General features: G+C 63.5%; 14 protein-coding genes. 11 read left to right on the forward strand and 3 right to left on the reverse strand.

From position 1 onward, the window contains the following. Nucleotides 1-56: 56 nt before the first annotated feature. The 3 genes from KGR00_RS06350 to KGR00_RS06360 form a co-directional block, all read right to left on the reverse strand. Complete coding sequence (locus tag KGR00_RS06350; protein ID WP_224417263.1) at nt 57-641, reverse strand: hypothetical protein; 585 nt, start codon at nt 639-641, stop codon at nt 57-59. Between the two features lie 228 nt (nt 642-869). Next, nucleotides 870-1484, reverse strand: coding sequence for a CBS domain-containing protein (locus KGR00_RS06355; RefSeq protein WP_224417262.1), 615 nt, complete (start codon nt 1482-1484; stop codon nt 870-872). Nucleotides 1485-1546: 62 nt separating this feature from the next. After that, on the reverse strand, nt 1547-2050 hold the full coding sequence (locus KGR00_RS06360) for a hypothetical protein (RefSeq protein WP_129138455.1): 504 nt from the start codon (nt 2048-2050) through the stop codon (nt 1547-1549). A gap of 236 nt (nt 2051-2286) precedes the next feature. Here KGR00_RS06360 and fliD point away from each other — a divergent pair, with 236 nt between their 5' ends. The 11 genes from fliD to cheW all read left to right on the forward strand — a co-directional run bounded on the left by fliD (nt 2287) and on the right by cheW (nt 11795). Then, nucleotides 2287-3693 carry a flagellar filament capping protein FliD gene (fliD, locus tag KGR00_RS06365; protein WP_224417261.1) on the forward strand — a complete coding sequence of 469 codons (1407 nt, stop codon included), beginning with the start codon at nt 2287-2289 and terminating at the stop codon, nt 3691-3693. Between the two features lie 18 nt (nt 3694-3711). Next, nucleotides 3712-4107, forward strand: coding sequence for a flagellar export chaperone FliS (gene fliS, locus KGR00_RS06370; protein WP_129138453.1), 396 nt, complete (start codon nt 3712-3714; stop codon nt 4105-4107). A gap of 6 nt (nt 4108-4113) precedes the next feature. After that, nucleotides 4114-4476 carry a flagellar protein FliT gene (fliT, locus tag KGR00_RS06375; protein ID WP_224417260.1) on the forward strand — a complete coding sequence of 121 codons (363 nt, stop codon included), beginning with the start codon at nt 4114-4116 and terminating at the stop codon, nt 4474-4476. Then, nucleotides 4473-5648, forward strand: a complete 1176-nt coding sequence (locus KGR00_RS22485; RefSeq protein ID WP_224417259.1) for a flagellar hook-length control protein FliK — start codon at nt 4473-4475, stop codon at nt 5646-5648. The genes fliT and KGR00_RS22485 overlap by 4 nt, the downstream gene beginning before the upstream one ends. A gap of 14 nt (nt 5649-5662) precedes the next feature. Next, nucleotides 5663-5947, forward strand: coding sequence for an EscU/YscU/HrcU family type III secretion system export apparatus switch protein (locus tag KGR00_RS06385; RefSeq protein ID WP_224417258.1), 285 nt, complete (start codon nt 5663-5665; stop codon nt 5945-5947). A 299-nt stretch (nt 5948-6246) separates the two neighbouring features. Next, nucleotides 6247-6585 carry a flagellar transcriptional regulator FlhD gene (flhD, locus tag KGR00_RS06390; protein ID WP_129138627.1) on the forward strand — a complete coding sequence of 113 codons (339 nt, stop codon included), beginning with the start codon at nt 6247-6249 and terminating at the stop codon, nt 6583-6585. 3 nt (nt 6586-6588) lie between these two features. After that, nucleotides 6589-7197 (forward strand): flagellar transcriptional regulator FlhC, encoded by a 609-nt coding sequence (flhC, locus tag KGR00_RS06395; RefSeq protein ID WP_129138449.1) that lies wholly within the window; start codon nt 6589-6591, stop codon nt 7195-7197. Nucleotides 7198-7289: 92 nt separating this feature from the next. Further along, complete coding sequence (gene motA, locus KGR00_RS06400) at nt 7290-8162, forward strand: flagellar motor stator protein MotA (RefSeq protein WP_129138448.1); 873 nt, start codon at nt 7290-7292, stop codon at nt 8160-8162. Beyond that, nucleotides 8159-9103 (forward strand): flagellar motor protein MotB, encoded by a 945-nt coding sequence (gene motB / locus KGR00_RS06405; RefSeq protein ID WP_224417257.1) that lies wholly within the window; start codon nt 8159-8161, stop codon nt 9101-9103. Before motA ends, motB begins: the two co-directional genes overlap by 4 nt. Nucleotides 9104-9120: 17 nt before the next feature. Then, entirely contained in the window at nt 9121-11274 is a 2154-nt protein-coding gene (gene cheA / locus KGR00_RS06410) for a chemotaxis protein CheA (protein ID WP_224417256.1), read from the forward strand. Continuing rightward, the gene (cheW, locus tag KGR00_RS06415) at nt 11271-11795 is read left to right on the forward strand and encodes a chemotaxis protein CheW (RefSeq protein ID WP_224417255.1); all 525 of its coding nucleotides are present in this window, start codon (nt 11271-11273) and stop codon (nt 11793-11795) included. Before cheA ends, cheW begins: the two co-directional genes overlap by 4 nt. Nucleotides 11796-12002 lie beyond the last annotated feature (207 nt).

The following is a 12002-nucleotide window of genomic DNA, read 5'->3' on the forward strand; positions in this document are numbered from 1 at the left end:
CGGCGCCGGCGCGAGCGGGGCCAGGGCAGTCTCGGTTCGCCAGAGCCCGGGAGGTCTCAATCGTCGCTTTCGCGGTCTGAGCGCCGGGGGGCGTCGGAGGGGGCTGTCGTCAGCGATTGCAGGCCATAAAACCGCGAGGCTGGGTGGGGTGATTGCGCCTTGGCACGTATGCCGCTGACGTCCTCGATACTGACCCAGCGGGTCTGCCCGTCGAGTCGGCTGGGCTGGATCGTCAGGGGGCCGGTGTGTAGCCAGCAGCGTTGTGGCGTCCAGGCGATGTGCCACTGCCGGTTTCGCCACCGGGCGGTACGTTCGTCGACCAGATCGAGGGATGTGTCGGGAATCAGGGCCGCGAATTGAGCGGCATTGAGAATCTGGCCGTTTTCCCGCATGCGCACGGCGCCATGGAAGGTGTCTGCCTCGAGGGCGGCCATCAGTTCGGCGGCCGTGCCTTTCGTCTCGATCGTCGCCTGGCCACAGAGATGCAGCAGATCCTCGTCGATCTGCTTGACGGCCCACACGGAAATGTCGGGCTTGCGCTTGCGTTTGAACCAGTTGCCTAACGCCAACGAATCATTTCCTTGTTGATGGCAGGTCGTACCCGAGCGCGGCATCGCGTCTCTCGTCGGTATCCGGTCCATGTTATAAGCCTGGAACGCCGTATTCCAGCGGTAACCGGTTTTCGTTCGCGCGACACCGCATAATGGAGGCATCGCGCAACCGGTAGACGAAGTGAGCTTCTCCGGCGGCAGGACGTCGCGAGGGCGCTGTGAACCCCTCCCTGGGCGCTACCTTTGCCATCCATGGCAAAGGACCCTCGCTTTGCCCTGCCACCGGCGCTCATTATCCGAGGGTTTGGAAATGCATTCTTAAATCTCGTGGCCGAGAATCACCTTGCAGATGGTGGCGAAGTTGCGCGCCTCCGGCGGCCGATCCAGGGTGATGCCCAGGGCGCGGCCCACGTCGGCCGCCGAAATCAACCCGCGCACGCACTGAACGCCCTGTTCGTTCTTCTCGGTGATCAGCAGGTGCTGGTCGCCGAAGGCCTCGAGTGCCTTGACCAGCTCACCGACGGTGATCTTCTCGAGACGGGATAGCGGCAGGGCGTGCAGTTCCTGGCGGGGCGTCTGGACCATTTCCACCGTGACCTCGGAGCGCTCGACCTGGTGGCGGTGCATGGCGAGGGTGACGCGGCGTCCGCCGATCAGCTCGCGGGCGTTGACCACCCCGGTGAGCTGTCCCGCCGCATTGAGCACGAAGAGCAGGCGGACACCGCCCTGTTTCATGATTTCCAGGGCCTGGGTGATCGAGTGCGACGCGGGGATCGTGAAGGCGCCGGTATACGCGAAATCGGTCAGCAGGGCACGCGCCGGGCTGTCGACGTCGAGACTGGCCACGGTCGTGGGCCGGCGGATCGTCACCTGGGGATCGAGTGATTCGAGCGGCAGGGCAAGGCCTGCAATCTGTGGTGAAGCCGTATTCATGAAGAGCTCCTTGTTCAGGGGGCGCAAAGGCCGGAGTGTGACATCGCCAGCCGTACCTCTCGCTACTTCAGGTAGCGAGTCAGGTCACCGCGCACGCTATCCAGAAAGGTGACGAAGTGCGTGTCGCGGTCATCGTCATGACGGTCGATACGGCAACCGAGGGTCATGTCGCGTTGGACCAGAATTTCATCGAAAATCTCCAGGGTGACCTTGTAAGCCGACGCCTGGTCGGGGGCGATGGTCCCCGTTTCCAGCGTGAACCCCTCGAGCAGCGTGGCGCGAACGCGGGTGGTGCCACCTTCGGCGAGAACGCGACGCACCAGTAGCCAGCCCTCGCAGGCGGCCACGTCACCGGTCTCCCGCCGACGGCGGAACAGGGTCCGATAACAGGCGCTTTCCGAGGCACTCTTTTCCGCCATGCTGCGGTAGCCTTGGGTGACCCGCGATGCCATGGCGCCGGATTCGGCAAGCTTGCGCAACGCGGCCCGGTGTTCGCGCTCCAGTTGGTCCTGACGCTGAAAGCGCTGCCAGCGTTGGTAGTCGGCGAAGAGCGTAGTCGCGTCCATGGGGGTCCTTGGTTCTGGTATGTGTTCGTCATGCGGACAAGGCTGTTGCCCGCCGAGTCCCATGATGGCGCAGGCCGTGGCCCTTGACCAGCCGCTAGCGACTCGGGTGCCCCGGCGGGCTAAAGTTCACGGTTCAACGGCCGATAGCGTGAAGTAGTCACCAAACATCGGCCTTTTCGCCCGCTCAGCCTGGGTGTTCGGTTGGTATAAAGGTCGCACGGGTTAGGGAGCCAAGCATGGCAAGCATTTCTTCACTGGGGATTGGGTCCGGCCTGGATCTCAATGGCCTGCTGGATCAGCTGAAGTCGTCGGAGCGTCAGCAACTGGCGCCGATCACCCAGCAGCAGTCCAGTTACAAGGCCAAGATTTCCGCGTTCGGCAAGCTCGAGTCGGCGCTGGACAAGTTCCAGCAGGCCGCCGCCAAGCTGAAGGAGGCCGATACCTATCAGGCCGTGTCGGTCAACGTCACCGGCGAAAAGGGGCCTTCGGCGAGCGCGGGCAAGTCCGCGGTGCCCGGCAGCTACCAGGTTCACGTGACGGCCATGGCTCAGGGTCATTCCCTGTCCAGCGTCTCGATCGCCGACAAGACGGCGGCCGTGGGGGCCGGTACTTTCACGATCAGCCAGGCCGGCGCCGACGACATTCAGGTGGACGTGTCGGGGAACGACTCCCTGGAGGACCTGCGCGATGCGGTCAACGACGCCGATGGCGGTGTCTCGGCCTCGATCATCAACGATGGCAGCGGCTATCGACTCGTCCTGAGCTCCAAGGAGACCGGGGCCGAGTCGACGATGAGCGTTTCGATGGTGGCCGGCGACGGCAGCACCGACGACCGTTTCACGTTCGACCCGGCGACCTTCGATCCGAACGTCAATGACGGCTCCAACGGCATGATCCAGACCGTCGAGGCCCAGGATGCCCAGCTGACGGTCAACAACATCGCGATCACCAGCGCTTCGAACCACGTCGAGGAGTCCATTCAAGGTGTCGCGATCGACATCACCCAGGAAAGTGTGGGCAGTGACTCGACGGTGACCGTGTCGCGAGACGAATCGACGATCAAGAAGGACGTGCAGTCGTTCGTCGATGCCTACAACTCGCTGCAATCGACCATCGGCGGCTTGACCGCTTTCAACAGTGAAACCGGGGTCGCGGGTCAGTTGCTCGGCGACAGTTCGTTGCGCAACGTGGAAACCCAGTTGCGCCGCACGATGAGCGGGGCGGTGGAAGGCGGTGAGTTCAGCATGCTCTCGGATATCGGCGTCGAGCTGCAGCTTGACGGTACCCTCAAGATCGACGACGACAAGCTCGACGGCGCGATCTCGGACAACCTCGGCTCGCTACAGGACTTTTTCGTCGGCAGTGGCGATGAAGCGTCCGGCCTGGCGGTTCAGCTCGACGACACCTTGTCAACGCTCCTCGACGATGACGGTGTCATCGATACGGCCACCACGGGCTATCAGGATCGCATCGACCGGCTGAACGAACGTTATGACGCCATGGAAAGTCGCATCGATGCCACCGTCGAGCGTTACCGCAAGCAATTCGCGGACATGGACTCCATGGTGGCGAAGATGAATTCGACGATGAGTTACCTGTCGCAGCAATTCCAGGCCATGAACGCTCGAACGAGCTCGAACTGAACATAGGGGAACAACGTCATGAGTGCGCTGCGCGGTGCCAATGCCTATGCACGGGTGGGGGTCGAGACCGGCGTGATGTCGGCCAGCCCTCACCAGCTGATCGTCATGTTGTTCGAGGGCGCGCAGAGTGCCTTGCGGGCGGCTCGGCTGCATTTGCAGGAGGGCAACATGGCCGAAAAGGGCAAATCGCTCTCCAAGGCGATCGATATCGTCAACAATGGGCTGGCAGCAGCCCTGGATCACGACAAGGGTGGCGAGATCGCCGCCAACCTGGCGTCGCTTTACGACTATGTGGTGCGCTTGCTCATGCAGGCCAATCTGCACAATGACGAGAAGCGGATCGACGAAGCAGCGCGTCTGCTCGAAGACATCGGAACGGCCTGGCGCGAGATCGCACCCCAGGCAAGGAGTTGACCCTGAATGATGGCGGCTAGCGAAGTGCTGGCGGGTTACGAGCAGCTACTCCAGCGCTCATCGGCCATGCTCGAATTGGCGCGTGGCGGTGACTGGCCTGAGTTGGTTGCCGAAGAGTCCGCCTATGTGACCGCCGTGGAGACGCTCAAGCGCCTCGAGGCGGATTGCCGGCTGGGCGAGACCGAGGCACAGCGCAAGGCGGAACTGCTCGAGCGGATTCTCGAGCAGGACGTCGAGACGCGGCGCCGCCTGGAGAGCCGGCGCGACGAACTCAGCGCATTGATCGGCAACACTCGGCGGAGTCAGGACGCCAATCGTGCCTATCGCGATGGCGGGCAAGCGGTGCCGTTTCGTCAGGGGCACGAGTGAGTGGTGTCATCACGCCGCTGATCGACACGCTGCTGCATCAGGTCCTGGGCAAGCGTGGCGAGGCACCGGTCTTTCGCGACATGCCGCAGCCGGTCAAGCCGATGGCGCCGGGTTCGGCGCCGAGGGCCGTGCATAGCGATTCGCGGCTCGAGTCGGGGCGAGCCGGGGCTGCGGTCGTGCAGCCCCGGCTCGTTGCCGATGGGGAAGGGCGACCCGCCACGGCGGGATCGCCCTTGTTGCCATCATCGACCGCCACTCACTTCAGCCCGGCGGCGCGCACCATCGCCGATGTCCTGCTCAAGTTCCCGGCTCCGCCATCGGTCCTCACCGCGTCCACGCCGTTGGTCGCAGACCCCGCGTCGGTATCGGCCTCCCAGGTGGCCAACCGCCTTCAGGGGAGCATCGCAAGCAGCGGCCTGTTCTACGAATCCCACCTGGCAAGCTGGTTTCGCGGCAACCTGACGCGCGGCGATCTTCTGCGCGAACCCCAGATGCAGTTCGCTCCGCCGCCGGCGGCGCACAAGGGCAATGCTCGACCCGCCGGCCCGTCATTGACGCCGATGAACGAGCAGGCGGCAGCGTCGCGATCCGGCGTCCCTGCGCTGGCTACTGCCACCTTCAGACCGGTCGCTGGGCCGGTGGCGGCGGTCGTCGGCGATGCGGGCACGCTGGCATCTCTCGACCTCGACACGGCTGACGTGGACACCCGTCACGGCCCGGTTGCCGCGCGCGCCGACGACGCTCTCCAGCATCTGGTGCGTCATCAACTGGAATTGCTGGTCACACCGACGTTGCGCTGGGAGGGGGACGTCTGGTCGGGACTGTTCATGGCACTCGCCCTGCACATGCCCGCGGGTCTGGAGGAGCGTGATTCCCGGCAGGGTGACGGTTCTCAGCAAGGCGAGGAAGAGCTGGTCTGGCACAGCGAGATGACCCTGCGCCTGCGGCGGCTCGGGGAGTTGGATGTACAACTGCGACTCCGTGACCGAGCGGTGTCGCTCGAGATACGCGCTGACGATGCCGCGACGCTGGACTCCCTACAGAGCGGCAAGGCGGAGTTCGAGTCACGGTTGCGCCGCTGCGGCCTCGACGAGGTGCGTGTCGATGTGCTGCCCGCCGTTGCATCGCGTGACGAGGCAGCGGTGGACGAGAACCGGGAGCGCCACTCATGAAGGATCACAGGTCGATGGATTCCCGCCGCCAGGCGGTGGCCTTGGCTTACCAGGAGGGCGACAAGGCACCGCAGGTCGTCGCCAAGGGGTACGGCGAGCTGGCCGAGCGGATCGTTGCCGAGGCGCGTCGCCAGGGAATCTTCGTCCACGATGCGCCCGAACTGGTGGGGCTTTTGATGCAGGTGGATCTCGATGCACGGATTCCACCGATGCTCTATCAGGTCGTCGCCGAACTGCTGGTCTGGGTTTACGGCCTGGAGCAGCAGGCCGAGGACGGCCCGGCCTCGGCGAATCGTTGAACCCTGCCTGCGGTTTTTAACGAAGTCATTTCACGCCACGTCGCTTCTTTTCATGGGTTAACCCGTCGCAGGTTCGAAAAATCTTTGACGACATGGGGTTAACATTTCATTACTGATGTGGATCAGGTTTTCTGCGTCGCGTCTGAGTTTTCTGAACCGGCAGGTTGAAGTTCGTCATAAAAACGCCTCACAATTAGGGTACATTATAAGTGACGAGCACCCCGGTATCCGGAGGCTCGATAAAAAGCCGGACGGCCTTGTACTGTCCAGCATACGCAACGCAGGGAATGTCAATGACGATGCCTATCGATAGTCTCCTGAGTGATATTCAGGACACCAATCTGTCTTATCTGTTGCTGGTCCAGCGGCTGATCAACGAGGACCGCCCCACCGCCATGTTTCGCCTCAAGTTGAGCGATGAAATGGCGGATCTGCTGGCGTCTCTCTCGGTCAAGCAGCTCAGCCAGCTGGCACGCTCCAATCAACTGCTTTGCCGGCTTTGCTTCGACGAGCCGGAGCAACTGACGAAACTCATCGAGGATCCTCGCGACCAGGGACTGGGTCAGATACATGCGGCACTGCTGATGGCTTCGGCCGCGGAGTCGCGTTCTGATTCGTCCACCAACGGCCGGAGGTAATCCATGGCTGACAAGAGCCTGGTCACCGAGATGCAGCAGGTGCAGATGGCCATCGAGTTGATCGAACTCGGGGCGCGTCTGCAAGTTCTGGAAACCGAAACCGATCTGAGTCGGGCGCGCCTGATCAAGCTTTACAAGGAGGTGCGCGGCATGTCGCCCCCCAAGGGGATGCTGCCGTTCTCGACCGACTGGTTCATCACCTGGCTGCCGAACATCCATTCGTCGCTGTTCTACAACATCTATCAGCGTCTGCTCGACGACTACGGCTGCGAGCGCATGACGGCCTTCGTCCGCGCCTTCAAGCTCTACCTCGAGCAGATCTCGCTGGAAGCCGATGCCGAGCCGGTGCTGGGCCTGACGCGGGCCTGGACGCTGGTGCGCTTCTTCGAGAGCGAGCTTCTCGAACTCTGCGAATGTACCAGTTGCCACGGCCGGTACGTCGTTCACGCCCACACGCCGTCGCGGGATTTCGTCTGCGGCATCTGTCAGCCGCCCTCGCGTGCCGGCAAGACGCGCAAGCGTCGTGAAGCCGCCAGTCAGGCCCGCCAACAACAGGCCTCGGGCAGTGCTCCCGCCCTGGTGGAGGTCGCTTCGGCGCGCCGCCAAGCCTGACGAGAAGTTTTCAGCCATTCCCCTCAAGCCGCCGGGGCCTCTGCCGATATCGGGTTAGAGGCCCCGTTTCATTTCAGGCGAAGGAATTCAATGTGCTCATCCCCCTAGGCTATCTGATCGTTATCGGGTCCGTGTTTGGCGGCTACATGATGGTGGGCGGCCATCTCGGCGCACTCTATCAGCCGGCTGAGCTGGTGATGATTGGCGGTGCCGCGGTCGGCGCCTTCATTGCCAACAACAACGGCAAGGCCATCAAGTCGACGCTCAAGAGCTTCTCGAAACTCAAGCGCACCACCAAGTACAACAAGGCGATGTACATGGAACTGCTGGCGCTTCAGTACAAGCTGCTCTCCAAGGCGCGCCGTGATGGCATGCTGGCGATCGAACGCGACATCGACGAGCCCCAGAACAGTGCCCTGTTCGCCGATTATCCGAAGATCCTCGCCGATCCGATGATCATGGCGTTCCTGACCGACTATCTGCGCCTGATGGTCAGCGGCAACATGGATCCGTTCGAGATCGATGCGCTGATGGAGCACGAGATCGAGACCTTCCAGCACGAAGCGGAAGTCCCGTCTCACGCCCTGCACGCGGTCGGTGACGGCCTGCCGGCCTTCGGCATCGTCGCCGCTGTCATGGGCGTGGTGCATGCCCTGGGGTCCGCCGATCAAGGGGCGGGCGAGATGGGCATCCTGATCGCCCACGCCCTGGTGGGGACCTTCCTGGGGATCCTGCTCGCCTACGGCTTCGTCAACCCGGTGGCCGGGCGCATCATGCACCAGGTCACCGAGGCGGTGAAGATGCTGCAGTGCATCCGCGTGACCCTGATGGCCAGCCTCAATGGCTATGCGCCGCAACTGGCCGTGGAGTTCGGCCGCAAGGCCCTGTTCACGGCCGAGCGACCGACGTTCAATGAGCTCGAGGATCACGTGCGTTCGACCAAGAGTTCGACGGGTGGTTCATGAGCGACCATCGGCCCATCATCGTCAAGCGCAAGAAGGTCAAGGCTGCCGGTCATCATGGCGGCGCCTGGAAGATCGCCTACGCCGATTTCATGACCGCCCTGATGGCGCTGTTCCTGGTGCTGTGGATTCTCTCCACGGCGAGCAAGTCCGAGCTGCACAGCATCGCCGAATACTTTCGTACCCCCTTACCGGTGGCCATGGCAGGCGGCGACAAGAGTAGCGCCAGCACCAGCGCCATCCCCGGTGGCGGGCCCGACCCGACGCACAGCGACGGCGAGCGTCAGCGCATCGACGAACGTCTCCAGACCCGTCCCAGCGACGAACAGCGTCGCCTGCTGGGTCTCGAGAAGCGTATCGAATCGGTGATCGAGAAAGAGCCGCGCCTGCGCGATCTGCGCTCGCAACTGCGCATGGAGCTGACCCCGGAAGGGCTGCGTATCCAGATCGTCGATTCCGAGAAGCGACCGATGTTCGAACTCGGCAGCGACAAGGTCGAGCCCTACATGCATGACATCCTGCAGGCGATCGCTCCGGCACTCAACGAACTCCCCAATCGCATCAGCCTCAGTGGGCATACCGATGACATCCCGTATGTCGGTGGCGAGAAGGGCTACAGCAACTGGGAACTCTCGGCGGATCGGGCCAATGCCTCGCGGCGTGAGCTGGTGGCCGGCGGCCTGGATGCGGACAAGCTGCTGCGCGTGGCGGGCATGGGTTCACGGGTACCACTCAATCCCGACGATCCGGGCGATCCGGTCAATCGGCGAATCAGTATCGTCGTGCTCGACAAGCACACCGCCGACGTGATTCAGAATCAGAGTGGCTTCGAGTCCGTGAAACCGCCGCAGCCCGGCAAGTCGCTGTTGCCCGAAGAAATGCAAACCGAGTCTGTTACGAACCCGGCGTTGCCGGCCGCTGATGCCGAGCGCAATGCCCCTTGACCCGAGTGGATTAGAACATGGATATCACCGATTTCTATGACACCTTTTTCGAGGAGGCCGAGGAGCTTCTGGGTGACATGGAGCGCCACCTGCTCGATCTGGATGTCGATGACCCCGACCCGGAGCAGCTCAATGCCATCTTCCGAGCGGCGCACTCCATCAAGGGCGGGGCCGGGACGTTCGGTTTTGTCGTTCTGCAGGAAACGACCCACATCCTCGAGAACCTGCTGGATCACACCCGTCGCGGCGAACTCACCTTGCGTCGCGATATCGTCGATACCTTTCTGGAAGCGAAGGATATGTTGCATGACCAACTGGACGCCTATCGCAACGGCGCCGAGCCGGACCCGGAGGCCTTCGAGCGCATTTGCCGCACCCTGAAGCAACTCGCCCTCGATGAGCTGGGCAAGTCGATGGGTGGCGACACGGCCGCACCGGCCCCCGCCGCGCCCCCCAAGGCCGAGCCCGAACCCGCACCGGCCCCCACCGCCGATGAGCCCGTGGCCGAGGCCGGTGAGAGTGGCGGAGACGCCGGCGAGCGACGTCTGTGCATCTCGTTGCTCGATGTCGGTGACAAGGACCGCCAGCTGCTCGTCGAAGAGTTGGGCCAGCTTGGCGAGATCGCCAGCCAGAGCGGTGATGCCAAGCGCTACGACGTGCATCTGTCCACCGGCGTCAGCAACGACGACATCGAAGCGGTGATGTGCTTCATCGTCGAGCCCGAACAGCTGAAAATCGTCGACGAGGGCAGCGCCGGTTCTCCGGCGGCCGCCACTGAGTCGTCAGACGCGTCCACGGCCTCGGCGCCTGCCGAGCCGGCGGCCGGGGACAAGACGGCCGCCGAAGACGCCCCTGCCGCGTCGGCCCCGGAGAGCGGCGCTGTCAAGGCGTCCGACAAGCCGGCCAAGGCCGCGGCGAAGCCGGCCGCCAAGCCGAAGGGTGGCGGCGCCGAGTCGAGTTCGATTCGCGTGCCGGTGGACAAGGTCGACCAGATCATCAACCTGGTCGGCGAGTTGATCATCACCCAGGCGATGCTCGATCAGACGGCGAGCGAGATCGACGGCGTGACCCACAGCTCGCTGCACAACGGCCTCAATCTGCTCCAGCGCAACGCCCGTGATCTGCAGGAAGCGGTGATGTCGATCCGCATGATGCCCATGGACTACGTGTTCAGCCGCTTTCCGCGTCTGGTCCGCGACCTGGCGGCCAAGCTCAACAAGGAGATCGAGCTGGTCACCGAGGGCAAGTCCACCGAGCTCGACAAGAGTCTCATCGAGCGAATCATCGACCCGCTCACGCACCTGGTGCGCAACAGTCTCGACCACGGGATCGAGCTGCCCGATGCCCGCGAGACGGTCGGCAAGCCGCGTGTCGGCAGGCTGACGCTCTCGGCACAGCATCAGGGCGGCAACATCCTCATCGAGGTGATCGACGACGGTGCCGGGCTCTCGCGCGAGAAGATCCTCGCCAAGGCCGAGAAGAACGGTCTGTCGGTCTCCGACAGCATGAGCGACGACGAGGTCTGGCAGTTGATCTTCGCGCCCGGGTTCTCCACCGCCGAGCAGGTCAGTGACGTCTCCGGGCGTGGCGTGGGCATGGACGTGGTCAAGCGCAACATCCAGTCGATGGGCGGCCACGTCGAGATCATGTCCCGTTACGGTCAGGGCACCACGACACGGATCGTCCTGCCGCTGACACTGGCGATTCTCGACGGCATGTCGATCAAGGTCGGCGAGGAGGTCTTCATCCTGCCGCTGGGTGCGGTTCTCGAGTCCCTGCAGCCCTCGCGCGACGACCTCTACTCGATGGCCGGCGACGATCTGCTGCTCAAGGTGCGCGACGAGTACCTGCCGGTGATCGCCCTGCATCATGTGCTGGACGTCGCCGAGGCGCGCACCGAGCTGACCGAGTGCATCGTGGTGATCGTCCAGGGCGAAGGCCGTCGTTATGCGCTGGTCGTCGACGATCTCATCGGTCAGCAACAGGTCGTGGTCAAGAACCTCGAAACGAATTACCGCAAGGTCCCGGGGATTTCCGCGGCGACCATTCTTGGTGATGGCAGTGTCGCGCTGATTCTCGATATCGCCGATCTGCATCGCTTGAGCCGGCGCAAATCAGGCAAGCGCGCGGCCGTGTCAACCCCGTCCGCCCAGGAGGTGCTTCCTTCATGACAACGACTACCGTGCCCCAGACACCCACCGCCGTCGACAAGGCCCAGGCGGCCACCGACGTGCACAGCCAGGAATTCCTGGTGTTCTCGCTGGGTAGCGAGGAATACGCCGTGGACATTCTCAAGGTCCAGGAAATTCGCGGCTACGAGAACGTCACGCGCATCGCCAACGCGCCCGACTTCATCAAGGGGGTCACCAACCTGCGCGGGGTGATCGTGCCGATCGTCGACCTGCGCATCAAGTTCCACCTGGAGAACGTCGAGTACGGCGGCCAGACGGTGGTCATCGTGGTCAACGTCGGCGAGCGCATCGTGGGGATCGTCGTCGACGGGGTGTCCGACGTCATGACCCTGTCCCCCGAGCAGATCAAGCCGGCGCCGGAGTTCGGCGTGACGCTGTCGTCGGACTACCTGAGCGGTCTCGGCAGCCTCGAGGACCGGATGCTGGTTCTGGTCGACATCGACAAGCTGCTGACCAGCGAAGAGATGGCGCTGGTGGACAGCAGTACTGCCAAGAAGTAACGCCGGGGCGCCGCCCTCGCCATGGCCGTGACGGATCCGTCACGGCCTTTTTTGTATCTGGCGGCGTCCGGCACGGCATCGGCCGAGCGCTAATCGGGACTCAAGAACCCGCGCGGCTTGCCGATATCCTTCAGTGGCACCCGACGGGCGCGAATTCATCGATAACGCCGCGTAGGGCCGACGAGACCATGAGGCGGCCCGAGCGCG

The sequence above is a fragment of the Modicisalibacter sp. MOD 31.J genome (assembly GCF_020147985.1).
Taxonomy (GTDB): Bacteria; Pseudomonadota; Gammaproteobacteria; order Pseudomonadales; family Halomonadaceae; genus Modicisalibacter; species Modicisalibacter coralii.

Coding starts and splice junctions, on each gene's coding strand:
- fliT (WP_224417260.1), top strand. CDS start 4,114: ATGATGGCGGCTAGCGAAGTGCTGGCGGGTTACGAGCAGCTACTCCAG.
- fliS (WP_129138453.1), top strand. CDS start 3,712: ATGAGTGCGCTGCGCGGTGCCAATGCCTATGCACGGGTGGGGGTCGAG.
- cheA (WP_224417256.1), top strand. CDS start 9,121: ATGGATATCACCGATTTCTATGACACCTTTTTCGAGGAGGCCGAGGAG.
- flhC (WP_129138449.1), top strand. CDS start 6,589: ATGGCTGACAAGAGCCTGGTCACCGAGATGCAGCAGGTGCAGATGGCC.
- KGR00_RS06355 (WP_224417262.1), bottom strand. CDS start 1,484: ATGAATACGGCTTCACCACAGATTGCAGGCCTTGCCCTGCCGCTCGAA.
- cheW (WP_224417255.1), top strand. CDS start 11,271: ATGACAACGACTACCGTGCCCCAGACACCCACCGCCGTCGACAAGGCC.
- KGR00_RS06385 (WP_224417258.1), top strand. CDS start 5,663: ATGGATTCCCGCCGCCAGGCGGTGGCCTTGGCTTACCAGGAGGGCGAC.
- fliD (WP_224417261.1), top strand. CDS start 2,287: ATGGCAAGCATTTCTTCACTGGGGATTGGGTCCGGCCTGGATCTCAAT.
- flhD (WP_129138627.1), top strand. CDS start 6,247: ATGCCTATCGATAGTCTCCTGAGTGATATTCAGGACACCAATCTGTCT.
- KGR00_RS06360 (WP_129138455.1), bottom strand. CDS start 2,050: ATGGACGCGACTACGCTCTTCGCCGACTACCAACGCTGGCAGCGCTTT.
- motB (WP_224417257.1), top strand. CDS start 8,159: ATGAGCGACCATCGGCCCATCATCGTCAAGCGCAAGAAGGTCAAGGCT.
- KGR00_RS06350 (WP_224417263.1), bottom strand. CDS start 641: ATGGACCGGATACCGACGAGAGACGCGATGCCGCGCTCGGGTACGACC.